Source organism: Streptomyces sp. Root431, from assembly GCF_001426585.1.
Classification (GTDB): domain Bacteria; phylum Actinomycetota; class Actinomycetes; order Streptomycetales; family Streptomycetaceae; genus Streptomyces; species Streptomyces stackebrandtii.
On record NZ_LMEI01000001.1, the window covers coordinates 308,638 to 321,604 of the forward strand.

The following is a 12,967-nucleotide window of genomic DNA, read 5'->3' on the forward strand; positions in this document are numbered from 1 at the left end:
ATCAATCCCGTGATCGTTGAGCTACGTCTGAGGTTGCGGCGGTCGCGTCGCCCGGTTCGCGGTCGGGCGCGGGCGGGGCTGCCGGGGCGACGGCGGCCGTGAGGAGGGTCGCGGCGAGCGCGCCGGCGCCGAGGAGCGCGGCGGCGAGGCGGCGGCGGGCCCGCTCTTCGCGGCCGGTCGCGCGGTGGGCCCGGTGGGCGCGGTGGCTAGGCATGGTCGAAGTCCTCCTTGTGGACGCGGGAGGCGGGCACCCCGGCCCGGAGCAGGGACGCGGTCGCGGCGCGCATCATGGCGGGCGGGCCGCACAGGTACACGTCGTGGGCGGCGAGGCCCGGCACGAGGTTGCGCAGGGCGCGCGGCGCGAGGGGGTCGAAGGAGCCGTCCGAGGGGCCGAGGAGGTAGTGGAGGGCGGCCTGCCGTTCGCGGGCGATGGCCTCCAGCTCCTCGCGCAGGACGAGGCCGCCCGCGTCGGATGCCCGGTAGAGCAGGGTGATGTCGCCGGGCCCGCCGGGCAGGGTCTCGAAGAGGGCGCGCAGCGGGGTGATGCCGACGCCGCCCGCGAGCAGCAGGACCTTGCGGCGGGTGCGGCGATGGGCGGTGAGCGCGCCGAACGGGCCGGAGGCGAGGACGCGGACCCCGGGTCGGAGGCGGCGGATGCGGCGCGTGTGGTCGCCGATCGCCTTGACGGTGATCCGCAGGGTGTCGTCGCGGACGGGCGCGGAGAGGGAGAAGGGCAGGGCGGTCGCCCAGAGCCCGCGCCGGAGGAAGCGCCAGCGGAAGAACTGGCCGGGTTCGGCGCGCAGCCGGGCCACTCCCCTGCCCTGGACGAGGACGGAGACGACGCCGGGGCCCTCGTCGCGGACCTCGGCGACCCGCAGCTCGTGCCGGAGGGCGGCGCGGACGGGGACGACGATCCGGTACCAGACGAGGAGGACGCCGACGGTGGCGTGGGCCATCGACCAGAGCCAGACGGTGACGAGGCTCCCGGCGACGTCGGGGCCCGCGAGCTGGTGGACGAAGCCGAGCGCGGCGGCGAGCAGCCCGCTCAGGTGGACGGCCCGCCAGGTCTCGTGCCCGACGCGGCGCCGGACGGCCCGGGCGGAGGTGACGCCGACGGCGACGAAGAGGGCGGTGCCGGCGGTGGCGGCGGCGATCGCCCCGTAGGAGAGGAGGTCCCCGGTGGCGGTGACGAGGTCGGTACGGGTGTGCACGGCGTACCCGCAGAGCGCGAGGGCGGCGTGGGCGGCGATGAGACCGAGGACGTACCGGCCGCCGCGAGAGTGCCAGCGGGCGAGCCGGTCGGCGCCGACGCCGTGCTCGACGGCCGGGACGCGGGCCATGAGCAGGAGCAGGACGAGGACGCCGTATCCGGCGAGGAGTCCGGTGAGGTGGGCGCCGGTCGCGAAGAGCGCGTCGAGGCGGGCGGAGGCCCGGGCCTGGAGCCCCCAGAGGAGGGCGACCGCTCCGGCGCCGACGACGACCGCGGTCCGCAGCCGCTCGGGGGCGAGCCGGAGCGCGGGGACGGGAGCGGGGGCGGGGGCGGGAGGGGCGGCGGTCGGCGGCGCGCTGGGGAGCGGCACGTAGAGGGGGTGGTGCCTGGCCTCGGTGGTCACAACCGGCACCCTAGGTCCGCCCCCTTACGGGAATCCGCCGCTCCGCCCCGCCTCCCGCATCCTTAAGCCGGGCTTGAGCCGAGCCTCACGGCGGGTTAAACCTCGGCCTTCGTGGTGGCCAGTCCGGGCGCGGGCCGTATACGGCTGGGCGTCATGGGCACGCTCGGACAAAGAACTCCGCCGTCACATCGACGCGTTCCGCAGCGGCTACCCCGGCGGCGACGTGCGCTTCACCCCCCGACGCACCCGAGAGACGGACGTGAACGTGCTGTGGCTGCCCGTCGCCGGCCCCTCATCGCCCCGACCCTCCGGCCCTCACAGTGCTCGGGACCGGGGACGGAGATCAGCGTTCCGTACGGGAAACAGTCGGGATGCCGCCGGGTAACACCGGCCGCGCACGCTTCCCGGTATGAGTACACGGATCGTGGTGGTCGGGGGCGGAACGGCGGGCGCCCGGCTCGCCCAGCGCCTGCCCGTCACCCTCCTCGGCGAGGAGCCGCACGCCCCGTACAACAGGGTGCTGCTCGCCGACGTCCTCGCCGGGCGGTACGCCCCCGAGGTCATCGCCCTGCCCGAGACCCGGGAGCCGGTACGGCTCGGGGTGCGGGCGGTGCGGATCGACCGGGCGGCGCGGACGGTGGAATGCGCGGACGGCTCGCTCGTCGGCTACGACCGGCTGGTCCTCGCCACGGGCTCCAACCCGGTGCTGCCGCCGCTGCGCGGACTGCGCGGGGCGGAGCTGCCGGAGGGCGTCCACCCCTTCCGTACGCTCGACGACTGCCTGACGCTGCGCGCGCTCGTCCGGCCCGGGGTACGGGCGGTGGTCATCGGCGGCGGGCTCCTCGGGGTCTCGGCCGCCCGGGCGCTCGCCGCGCTGGGCGCGGAGGTCGTCCTGACCCAGCAGGGCGAACGCCTCATGGAACGCCAACTCGACTCCCACGCCTCGTCCTTGCTCCGCGACCACGTGGAGTCCCTCGGCGTCGAGGTCCACACGGAATGCCGGGTCAGCGGCCTGCGCCAACGGAACGGCGCGGTCACCGCGGTCGAACTCGCCGACGGCTTCGTCCTCGACGCCCAGGTCGTGGTCCTGGCCTGCGGGGTCCGCCCCAGGACGGCCCTGGCCAGGGAGGCCGGACTCGATGTCGCCACCGGCATCGTGATCGACGACGAACTCCGCACCTCCGACCCGTACATCCACGCGGTCGGCGACTGCGCGGAACACGCGGGCAGGGTCTACGGCCTGGCAGGCCCGGCCCTGGAACAGGCGGACGCCTTGGCGGACCTGCTGCTGGCGGAGTCCGCCGAACACGCGGCCACAACGGCCGCGGGCAACGCCCCCACCCCCCGCTACACCGGCACCCGCTCCCTCACCCGTCTGACCCTCGGCGGCGCCCACCCCCTCGACCTCGCCGCCTTCGGCGAAGCCACCCCGCGGCCGGGCGACGACGTCGTCCAGCTCGCCGATGCCACGCGCACCGCCTACCGCAAGGTCGTCGTCCGCGGTGACCGGCTCGTCGGGGGCGTCCTCCTCGGCGATCTGGCCGCGGTCGGCGCGCTCGCCCGGGCCTGGGAGGGCGACGAAGCCCTGCCCGACGAGGCCCCCCTGCTGCACCTGCTCACCCACGACGGAGGCTCCTCATGACCACCCCCACCATCGTCCTGGTCGGCCACGGAATGGTCGGCCAGCGGTTCCTTGAGGCGCTCGCCGACCGTGGCGTCACGGAGCGGGCCCGGATCGTGGTCCTCTGCGAGGAGCCGCGCCCTGCCTACGACCGCGTGCAGTTGACCTCGTACTTCTCGGGGAAGACGCCCGACGACCTGTCGATGGTCGAGGCGGGCTTCCTGGAGAAGCACGGCATCGAGCTGCACCTCGGCGACCCGGCGGAGTCGGTGGACCGGGCGGCCCGCACGGTCACGTCCCGTTCCGGCCGGGTCTTCGCGTACGACTCGCTGGTCCTCGCCACCGGCTCGTACCCCTTCGTGCCGCCGGTCCCCGGCAAGGACGCCCGCGGTTGTTTCGTCTACCGCACGATCGAGGACCTGCTCGCCATCGAGGAGTACGCGAAGACGGCGACGACGGGCGCGGTCGTCGGCGGCGGCCTGCTCGGCCTGGAGGCGGCGGGCGCGCTGAAGGGTCTCGGACTCGACACGCACGTCGTGGAGTTCGCGCCGCGCCTGATGCCGGTGCAGGTCGACGAGGGCGGCGGCGCCGCGCTGCTGCGCACGATCGAGCGGATGGGTCTGAGCGTCCACACGGGGACGGGCACGCAGGAGGTCGTGACGGCGGACGGCGCCGTGACGGGCATGAAGCTCTCGGACGGCTCCGAACTGGCGACGGACATGGTGGTGTTCTCGGCGGGCGTCCGGCCCCGGGACCAGCTGGCCCGCGACTGCGGCCTCGACGTCGGCGAGCGCGGCGGCATCGCGGTGGACGAGCAGTGCCGGACCTCGGACCCGGCGGTCTTCGCGATCGGCGAGTGCGCGCTGGCCGTGGACGGCCGGGTGTACGGCCTGGTGGCGCCGGGCTACGAGATGGCGCAGACGGTGGCCGCGACCCTGGCCGGCGAGGCCGGCGAAGGGAGCGGCTTCACGGGCGCCGACATGTCGACGAAGCTGAAGCTGCTCGGCGTGGACGTGGCCTCGTTCGGCGACGCGCACGGCACGGCCGAGGGCTGCCTCGACGTCGTCTACTCCGATTCCCGCTCGGGCGTCTACAAGAAGCTGGTGATCTCCGGCGACGGGGTGCTGCTCGGCGGCGTCCTGGTCGGCGACGCCGAGCAGTACGGGCTGCTGCGGCCGCTCACCGGTTCCGTACCGCCGGTCTCCGCCGAGCAGTTGGTGCTCCCGGCGGGCGCGGGCGCGCCGGTCGCGCTGGGCCCTTCGGCGCTGCCGGACGACGCGGTGATCTGCTCCTGCCACAACGTCACGAAGCACGCGATCGGCCAGTGCGAGTCGCTGGCCGAGGTGAAGAAGTGCACCAAGGCCGGTACGGGCTGCGGCAGTTGCGTGAAGGTGATCGAGAAGCTGCTGCCGGCGGCCAAGGACAAGGGCCTCTGCGGCTGCTTCTCGTACAACCGCAGCGAGCTCTACGAGATCGCCCGCACGCTCCGGGTGACCTCCTTCGCCGCGCTGCTCGACTCGCACGGCCGGGACGCGGCGAAGGGCGGGGAGGGCTGCGAGGTCTGCAAGCCGACCGTCGGCTCGATCCTCGCCTCCCTCAACAACGGTTACATCCTCGACGGCGAGCAGGCCTCCCTCCAGGACACCAACGACCACTTCCTCGCCAACATGCAGCGCAACGGCTCGTACTCGGTCGTGCCGCGCATCCCCGGTGGCGAGATCACCCCGGAGAAGCTGATCGTGATCGGCGAGGTGGCGCGGGACTTCGGGCTCTACACGAAGATCACGGGCGGCCAGCGGATCGACCTCTTCGGCGCGCGGGTGGACCAACTCCCGTCGATCTGGACGCGCTTGGTCGACGCCGGCTTCGAGTCCGGGCACGCGTACGGCAAGTCGCTGCGCACGGTGAAGTCCTGCGTCGGGCAGACCTGGTGCCGGTACGGCGTCCAGGACTCGGTGAGGATGGCGATCCAGCTGGAGCTGCGCTACCGGGGCCTGCGCGCCCCGCACAAACTCAAGTCGGCGGTCTCGGGCTGCGCCCGCGAGTGCGCGGAGGCCCAGTCGAAGGACTTCGGGATCATCGCGACGGCGAACGGCTGGAACCTCTACGTCGGCGGGAACGGCGGCGCGACCCCGCGCCACGCGGACCTGCTCGCCCAGGACCTCTCGGACGCCGAACTCGTCCGTCTGATCGACCGGTTCCTGATGTTCTACATCCGGACGGCGGATCGCCTGGAGCGGACGTCGACCTGGCTGGAGCGCCTGGAGGGCGGGCTCGACCACCTCAAGGACGTGGTGGTCCACGACTCGCTCGGGCTGTGCGACGAGCTGGAGGCGCTGATGGCGGCGCACGTCGAGGACTACCAGGACGAGTGGGCGCAGACCCTGGACGACCCGGACCGGCTGCGGCGCTTCGTCTCCTTCGTGAACGCGCCGGACGCGCCGGACCCGTCGGTCCGCTTCACGCCGGAGCGCGACCAGATCAAGCCGGACCTCACGTTCCTGACGCTCGGCCCGACGAACGCCACCCTGGAAGGGGCTTCCTCCCGATGACGACACTCACCACGACGACGCTCACCACGGCGATGCTCGAACTCTCCCCCTCCCCCGGCTCCTGGATGACGGTCTGCGAGGAGTCCCGGCTGACCCCGGGCCGGGGCGTGGCGGCGCTGCTGCCGGACGGCCGGCAGGCGGCGGTCTTCCGGGACCGGTCGGGACGGACGTACGCGATCGACAACCGCGATCCGTTCACGGGGGCGCAGGTGCTGTCCCGGGGGCTGGTCGGCTCGGCGGACGGGCGGCCGTTCGTGGCCTCGCCGCTCCTGAAGCAGCGCTTCGACCTGGAGACGGGCCGCTGCCTGGACGACGACGAGGTCGCGGTCGCGGTCTATCCCATCCGAGCCGTATAGCTTGACCGACCGTTCCAGAAAGACGTACGGTCTCTTGGTGGCCAGGACCAAGGAATTCGATCCCGACGCCGCGCTCCAGGCCGCTCTCGACCTGTTCTGGGCGCGCGGCTACGAGGCGACGACGATGTCGGACCTCGTGGAGCACCTCGGTGTCGGCCGCGCCAGCATCTACGCGACCTTCGGGAACAAGCACGACCTGTACATGAAGGCGATGGACCGCTACCTGGAGACCTGCGACCCGGCGATCGTCGGGGAGCTGTCCGCGCCGGGCCCGGCGCTGCCGGCCGTGCGCGGGCTGGTCCGCCGCTTCGCCGCCGAGGCGGCGACGGAGGGCCGGCGCCTGAACGGCTGCTTCGTCACCAACTCGGCCGCGGAGCTGGCCCCGCACGACTCGGCCGTCGCACGCCGGGTCGAGCTGAGCTGGGAGCAGATCGAGACGCTCCTGTACGCGGCGCTCACCCGGGCCCGGGCCGGGGGCGAGCTCCCGGCGGACCGGGATCCGCGCGCCCTGGCCAGGATGCTGCTCGTCCTGCTCCAGGGCATCAGGGTGGTCGGCAAGGCCTCGACGGACCCGGGCAGGGTCCTGGACGCGGCGGAGCAGGCACTGGGACTGCTGGACTGAGGAGCGGGCGCCCGCAGGGGCGCCCTTTCTTCGGGGCTCATATTGGAATGTACGGTCAAGTACAGCACTACGGGGGATGCGTCATGCGGGCGACGAAGGCGACCACGACGACCACGACGACCACGGCACGGGAACGCGACGGCGCGACCGGCCACGACCGGCCAGGGGCCCGCACCCGCGGCGGGTTCCTCCTCCTCGGCGGCGTGCAGATGACGCTCATCTTCACGCTCGCCTCCCTCGCCGTCCCCCTCCCCCGCATCGGCGCCGACTTCCGGCTCGACCGCGCCGACCTGATCCTGCTGAGCGCCGCCTACGGGCTGACCTTCGCCGGACTGCTCCTGCTCGGCGGCCGGCTCGCCGACCGGTTCGGCGGCCGCAGGACCCTCACCGCCGGCCTCCTGGTCTTCGGCACCGCCTCCGCCCTCGCACCGCTCGCCCCCGGATACGAGGCGCTGCTCGCCGCCCGCTTCGGGCAGGGCGTCGGCGCGGCGCTCGTCGCCCCGGCCGCGATGGCCGTGCTCCGGGCGCTGTTCCCCGCACCGGCCGCGTACGGCAGGGCGATGGCCACCTGGGGCGGGCTCTCCGTGCTCGGCGCGACCGCCGGGAACCTCCTCTCCGGGGTGATCGCCGCCGCCTCCTCCTGGCGCGGCACCTTCGCCGTACCGGTCGCGGTGACGCTCGCCGCGCTGCTCCTCGCACCCCGGCTGCTGCCCGCGACCCCGCCCGGCACGGACCGGGCCCTGGACCTGCCGGGCGCGCTGCTCGCGACCGCCGGGATCACGCTCGCCAGCTTCGGGCTCGTCCTCACCGACGCCCACTCCTGGGGCTCCGCCCCGGTCCTCGTCCCGCTGCTGACCGGACTGGCGCTGCTCGCCGCCTTCGCGGTCGTGGAGCGGCGGACCGCCGACCCGCTCCTGCCGCCGGACTTCCTGCGCGACGGCCGCCGGGGCCTCGGCCTGGCCGCCATCGGACTCACGGCGGCCGGGACGGCCACGGTCTTCATCCTGCTGTCCCTCGCCCTCCAGGAGGGACGCGGCTGGTCCGCGCTGCTCACCTCCGCCGCCTTCGTGCCCTTCGCGGTCGCCCTGCTCGGCGCGGGCCGGCTCGCGGGCCCGCTGATCGGGCGGTACGGCCCCGGCCGGGTCACCGGAGCCGGGCTCGGCACGGCCGCCGCGGGGCTCGGGCTGCTCGCCGCGACGGGCTTCGACGGCTCCGTGCCGTACGCGTACGGGCTGCTGCCCGGCCTCCTGCTCCTGCCGGCCGGTGGCGCGCTGTCCTTCGCGGGCGCCGCCGTCCTCGCCACCGAGGGCGTCCCGGCGCACCGCGCGGGGCTCGCGGGCGGCGTCCTGAACACGGCGATGGAGCTCGGGCCGACCGTGCTCTTCGCCGCACTGCTCACCCTCGGCGGCGACGCGGTGTCGCTGGCGGCCGCGGCCGTCCTGTTCACCGCCCTCGCGGCCACCACGATCCGCACCACGTAGCCAAGCGGTACAGCCACCAAGCAGCACATCCACAAAGCAGCACAGCCACCCGGCAACAGCACGTCTTCACAGGGGAGTCGACCCGCATGTCCGCATCATCCGCACGCTTCGCCGACCGCACCGTCCTCGTCACCGGCGCCGGCTCCGGTCTCGGCCGGGCCATCGCGCTCGCCTTCGCCGCCGAGGGCGCGAGGGTCCTCGCCGCCGGCCGTACCGCCGGGCCGCTCGACGAGACGGTCGCCCTGATCGAGGCCGCCGGGGGCACCGCGGCGGCGGTCACGGCCGACGTGGCCCGCGCCGAGTCCACACGGGAGCTGGTCCGGCGCACGGTCGAGCTGTTCGGGGGTCTCGACGTCGCCGTGAACAACGCCGGGGTCTTCCGGGGCGGCGGCCACAGCGCGGCCGACTTCCCGCTGGAGGACTGGCAGACGCTGCTCGACATCAACGTGACGGGGGTGCTGCACGCCCTCCAGGCCGAGGTCGCGCACATGCGGGCGCACGGCGGCGGGGCGATCGTGAACGTCTCGTCCAACCTGGGCCCGCACGTCCGAATCCCCGGGGTCTTCGGCTACCAGGTCTCGAAGGCGGCCGTCTCGGCCCTCACCAGGGCCGCGGCCCTGGACCACATCGCGGACGGGGTCCGGATCAACGCGGTCAGCCCGGGCGCCTCGGAGTCCTCGATGTCCCTGCGGCCCGGCGAGACGGACGCCGACCGGGCGGTCCGGATGAAGGAGGAGTCGCCGCTGGGCCGGATCTCGTCCGCCGCGGAGATCGCGGCGGCCGTCCTGTACCTCGCGTCGGACGCGGCGGGCTCCGCCGTCGGCACCGACCTGGTGATCGACGGCGGGGTCTCCGCCTGACGTACGTCGGGCCCGTGGTCCCGTGGTCCCGTGGTCCCGTAGGCCCGTAGGCCCGTAGGGGGCCGGGGAGGGCTCAGCCCTGGGCGGCGGCCGGGTCCATCCAGAAGACCTCCCAGTGGTGGCCGTCCGGGTCGGCGAAGGAGCGGCCGTACATGAAGCCCATGTCCATCGGCTCCTTCGCCGGGCCGCCGCCGGCGGCGAGGGCGGCGTCGGCCAGTTCGTCGGCCTTCGCGCGGCTCTCGGCGCTCAGCGTGATGAGGACCTCGGTGGCCTTCGTGGCGTCGGAGATCTCCTTGCCCGGGGCGGTGAAGCTCTTGAACTTCTCCTCGGTGAGCAGCATCGCGAAGATCGTGTCGCTGATGACCACACAGGCGGCGGTCTCGTCGCTGAACTGCGGGTTGATGGAGTAGCCGAGCTTCTCGTAGAAGGCCTTGCTGGCGTCGAGGTCCTTCACGGGCAGGTTCACGAAGATCATCTGCGGGGCCATGGCGTTCTCTCTTCCGTCGGGCGGCCGGAGTGCTCGGTGCGTACCGGCGCTTTCAAGAGGTAAGACGGGCGGTCCGCCCGGAACTCATCGCTCTCCCGAGGATCTTTTTCGCTCAGGCCGCGGAGCGCAGCTCAAGGGCCGCCAACGGTACGAATCCCCCGCCGCCGGTCGCGCCGTCCGCGCCGGCCCCGCCACCGGTCCCCCCGGCCGCGGCGTCCGGTCCCGCGAGCCTGCGCAGCATCGCGACGGCGATCCGCTCGCCCTGCGCCTTGGCCCGCTCGGCCCTCGGCCCCTGGTGGAGGCCGTCGACGGTGGCGCGCCAGAGCTGGACCCAGCGCCCGAAGTGGGCGGCGGTGAGCGGGCGCGCGGAGTGGAGGGCGGCGTGCGGCGCGAAGGCGTCGCGCCCGTAGTCGGCGGTGCGGAAGAGGGCGCGCTCCCAGAAGTCGGTGATCCGCGGCAGGTGGACCTCCAGGTCCGTGCCGGCGATCTCGGTGAAGAACGGCCCGATCAGCGGATCGGCGAAGGCGGCGCCGTAGAACCGGCGCAGGATGACGTCGAGGTCGTCGCGGTCGCTGATGTCCCGGGTGGCGCGCATGCTCCCCAGTGTCCCCTCTCGGCCACCCCTCTCCCAGTGCCGAACGTCCCGGGCGCGCAGTCCCCCCGGGTTCCACCTGCGGCGCCGCCCTTCGCCCCGCGCCCGCCTCTTCCCCTTCATCGCTTGTTGATGCACCGTCAACTCCGTACTCCTAGGTTCCGGAAGCGCGCGACCCCGCAGCCGACCGGCTTGGCGGGGCGGTTCATCACCCTCTTCAGGAGTGAGACGTGGAGCGACGCAGTTTCCTGCGTGGAGCGGTCATCGGCACCTCCGCCGCCGCCTTCGGCGGCAGCCTCTGGCACGGGGCGGCCTTCGCCGCGCCCGCCCAGCCCGGCGCGGGCCCGTACGGGGCGCTCGGCTCGGCGGACGCCAACGGCATCCAGCTGCCGGCCGGGTTCACCAGCCGGGTGATCGCCAGGTCCGGCCAGACCGTGTCCGGCACCTCGTACACCTGGCACAACGCCCCCGACGGCGGCGCCTGCTTCGTCGACGGCACTGGCTGGATCTACGTGTCGAACTCGGAGATCAACCCGAGCGGCGGCGCGAGCGCGGTGCGCTTCGACTCCGCGGGCGCGATCACCGGCGCGTACCGGATCCTCTCCGGCACCCGGCAGAACTGCGCGGGCGGCGCCACCCCGTGGAACACCTGGCTCTCCTGTGAGGAGGTGTCCCTCGGCTACGTCTACGAGTCGAACCCGTGGGGCGGCACCGCCTACCGCCGCGACGCGATGGGCCGCTTCAAGCACGAGGCGGCCGCCGCCGACCCGGTCCGCAAGGTGATCTACCTGACCGAGGACGAGTCGGACGGCTGCTTCTACCGCTTCATCCCGACCACCTGGGGCAACCTCTCCGCGGGCACGCTCCAGGTCTTCAAGGCCGGCACGGCCACCTCCGGCTCCTTCACCTGGCAGAACGTCCCCGACCCGGACGGCTCGCCGACCACGACCCGCACCCAGGTGTCCGGTGCGAAGAAGTTCAACGGCGGCGAGGGCTGCTACTACGCGAACGACACCGTCTGGTTCACCACCAAGGGCGACAACCGGGTCTGGCAGGTCAACCTCGCCACCGGCACCTACGAGCTGGCCTACGACGACTCGCTCGTCTCCGGCACCGCCCCGCTGACCGGCGTCGACAACATCACCGGCACCACCTCCGGCGATCTGTTCGTCGCGGAGGACGGCGGCAACATGGAGATCTGCGTCATCACCCCGGACGACGTCGTCGCCCCGTTCGTCCGCATCACGGGCCAGTCCGGCTCGGAGATCACCGGACCGGCCTTCTCGCCCGACGGCCGGCGGCTGTACTTCTCCAGCCAGCGAGGCACGTCGGGCAGCTCCTCGGGCGGCATCACCTACGAGGTGACCGGCCCGTTCCGCGCGTAACGGCGCAGTTCCACCGTCCGTAGTTCCACCGTGCGCAGGTCCACGGTCCGTTGGGCGCCGCCGAGCAGGGCGGCGCCCAACGGCGTCAGCGTGTGCAGGACCGCGTTGCCGTGGCGCAGGGTCGCGATGAGCCCGGCCTCCCTGAGCACGCCCGCGTGCTGGCTGGCGGAGGCGAGCGAGACCCCCGCGCGGCGCGCGAGCTCGCTCGTCGTCCCGCCGTCCCCGATGGCGTGCAGCACCGCCGAGCGGGTCTGGCCGACCAGCTTGGCGAGCGAGGAGCCGCCCGGCGCGCGGACCGTCGGCGCCTCGCCGTGGGTGACGGGGTAGACGAGGACCGGCGGCAGCGCGGGGTCGCGCAGCACCACCGGCGTCCCCCGGCAGAAGTACGAGGGCTGGAGCAGCAGCCCCCGCCCGTCGAGGTGGACGTCCCGGTCGACCGGGTAGTCGGCCTCCAGGACGGGCGCGCGCCAGCGCAGCATCGGCGGCAGCGAGGCGAGCAGTTCCTCGGCGCCGCCGTCGAGGAGCGCGCGGCCGCGGCGCGCCCGGTCGGCCTCGACGCGGGCCCGGATGTGCGGCCAGTACGGCTCGATCGCGGCCCGGTGATAGCTGCGCAGGGCCCCCACGAGCCGGTCGAAGGGCTCCGCGCCGCCGTCGGCGAGGGCGCGCAGCGAGTGGGGCACGGTCCGGCCTCCGGAGCGGTCCGCGGCGAGCATCGAGAGCTCGCTGCGGAGCCGGCCGGAGTCGGTCGCGCGGATCGCCCGGAGGCCCTCGTCGAGGCCGTGGACGCCTTCTGCGGGCGTCAGGAAGTCGGGAAAATAGCCGCGGCTGGGAACGAGGGCGGCGAGGAGGCGGGTCTCACCGCCGAGCCGCATCCGGGCGTCCGAGCGCCATTCCCGGTAGACGACGGATCCGCGCCGGTCCCTTAAGCGGTGAAAGCTGAGAATGGTTTCCCACAGAACATCCGGCCGGGCGGCCGTCCGCACCCCCGCCAAGTCGTTTCCGGTGAAATGAATCCGCAGCATGACGTCCCCACCTGTGCACTCGCAACCACCCCCGACGACGAGTATGCACAGCATCACAGCACGTTACCAGGGTGTTTCAGCCACAGTTGAAAAGCATCGCGGCAATCGGGGGAGAAACGAAAAGCTGTGCGGGTCGGACAGGAAACCTTCAGGACCGAGGTGACGTGGCGAAGACCGTGGGGGGCTTTGCGCGTCCGGCGGCGGTCGGCGAGGTTGCGGCTCACCTGCCCGACATCGGTAAAGGGCGCGGCCTCCGGGTGGGGATCCGGGGGTCGCGCCCGACCCGTTCTTTGCGCCGAGGAAACAGAAAAGTTCAATGGCCAATAATTCAATCGGCCGAAATTGAACACGAACTCACATCTGATCGACGATCAAG

The 12,967-nt window shown here is 73.4% G+C and carries 12 protein-coding genes; 7 read left to right on the top strand and 5 right to left on the bottom strand.

Features of this window, described 5'->3' with window-relative positions; genetic code table 11:
* Position 1 precedes the first annotated feature (1 nt).
* Both ASC82_RS01405 and ASC82_RS01410 read right to left on the bottom strand, forming a co-directional pair.
* Entirely contained in the window at positions 2 to 214 is a 213-nt protein-coding gene (locus ASC82_RS01405) for a hypothetical protein (protein ID WP_056640230.1), read from the bottom strand.
* Entirely contained in the window at positions 207 to 1,613 is a 1,407-nt protein-coding gene (locus ASC82_RS01410; RefSeq protein WP_242427516.1) for a ferric reductase-like transmembrane domain-containing protein, read from the bottom strand. Before ASC82_RS01410 ends, ASC82_RS01405 begins: the two co-directional genes overlap by 8 nt.
* A 409-nt stretch (positions 1,614 to 2,022) precedes the next feature.
* Here ASC82_RS01410 and ASC82_RS01415 point away from each other — a divergent pair, with 409 nt between their 5' ends.
* The 6 genes from ASC82_RS01415 to ASC82_RS01440 all read left to right on the top strand — a co-directional run bounded on the left by ASC82_RS01415 (position 2,023) and on the right by ASC82_RS01440 (position 9,105).
* Positions 2,023 to 3,255: an FAD-dependent oxidoreductase gene (locus ASC82_RS01415; protein ID WP_079038974.1), complete on the top strand. Its 1,233-nt coding sequence runs from the start codon at positions 2,023 to 2,025 to the stop codon at positions 3,253 to 3,255.
* Positions 3,252 to 5,786 (top strand): nitrite reductase large subunit NirB, encoded by a 2,535-nt coding sequence (gene nirB, locus ASC82_RS01420; RefSeq protein WP_056640233.1) that lies wholly within the window; start codon positions 3,252 to 3,254, stop codon positions 5,784 to 5,786. The genes ASC82_RS01415 and nirB overlap by 4 nt, the downstream gene beginning before the upstream one ends.
* 32 nt (positions 5,787 to 5,818) lie before the next feature.
* A complete protein-coding gene (nirD, locus tag ASC82_RS01425) occupies positions 5,819 to 6,142 on the top strand; it encodes a nitrite reductase small subunit NirD (protein ID WP_242427536.1) in 324 nt (107 codons plus the stop codon).
* A gap of 37 nt (positions 6,143 to 6,179) precedes the next feature.
* Positions 6,180 to 6,764, top strand: a complete 585-nt coding sequence (locus tag ASC82_RS01430; protein WP_056641420.1) for a TetR/AcrR family transcriptional regulator — start codon at positions 6,180 to 6,182, stop codon at positions 6,762 to 6,764.
* Positions 6,765 to 6,847: 83 nt separating this feature from the next.
* Positions 6,848 to 8,245 carry an MFS transporter gene (locus tag ASC82_RS01435; RefSeq protein ID WP_056640240.1) on the top strand — a complete coding sequence of 466 codons (1,398 nt, stop codon included), beginning with the start codon at positions 6,848 to 6,850 and terminating at the stop codon, positions 8,243 to 8,245.
* 86 nt (positions 8,246 to 8,331) lie between these two features.
* Positions 8,332 to 9,105: an SDR family oxidoreductase gene (locus tag ASC82_RS01440; protein WP_056640244.1), complete on the top strand. Its 774-nt coding sequence runs from the start codon at positions 8,332 to 8,334 to the stop codon at positions 9,103 to 9,105.
* Positions 9,106 to 9,178: 73 nt separating this feature from the next.
* Here the strand turns inward: ASC82_RS01440 and ASC82_RS01445 are convergent, their stop codons facing one another.
* Together ASC82_RS01445 and ASC82_RS01450 are read right to left on the bottom strand one after the other, a co-directional pair.
* The gene (locus ASC82_RS01445) at positions 9,179 to 9,592 is read right to left on the bottom strand and encodes a VOC family protein (RefSeq protein ID WP_056640246.1); all 414 of its coding nucleotides are present in this window, start codon (positions 9,590 to 9,592) and stop codon (positions 9,179 to 9,181) included.
* 112 nt (positions 9,593 to 9,704) lie between these two features.
* Positions 9,705 to 10,187, bottom strand: a complete 483-nt coding sequence (locus ASC82_RS01450) for a group III truncated hemoglobin (RefSeq protein ID WP_056640248.1) — start codon at positions 10,185 to 10,187, stop codon at positions 9,705 to 9,707.
* A 227-nt stretch (positions 10,188 to 10,414) separates the two neighbouring features.
* On the opposite strand from ASC82_RS01450, the gene ASC82_RS01455 reads away from it, so the two are divergent.
* Positions 10,415 to 11,569: an alkaline phosphatase PhoX gene (locus ASC82_RS01455; protein WP_056640251.1), complete on the top strand. Its 1,155-nt coding sequence runs from the start codon at positions 10,415 to 10,417 to the stop codon at positions 11,567 to 11,569.
* Here ASC82_RS01455 and ASC82_RS01460 read toward each other — a convergent pair.
* Positions 11,539 to 12,591 (bottom strand): helix-turn-helix domain-containing protein, encoded by a 1,053-nt coding sequence (locus ASC82_RS01460; protein WP_056640253.1) that lies wholly within the window; start codon positions 12,589 to 12,591, stop codon positions 11,539 to 11,541. The genes ASC82_RS01455 and ASC82_RS01460 overlap by 31 nt on opposite strands.
* Between the last annotated feature and the right edge of the window lie 376 nt (positions 12,592 to 12,967).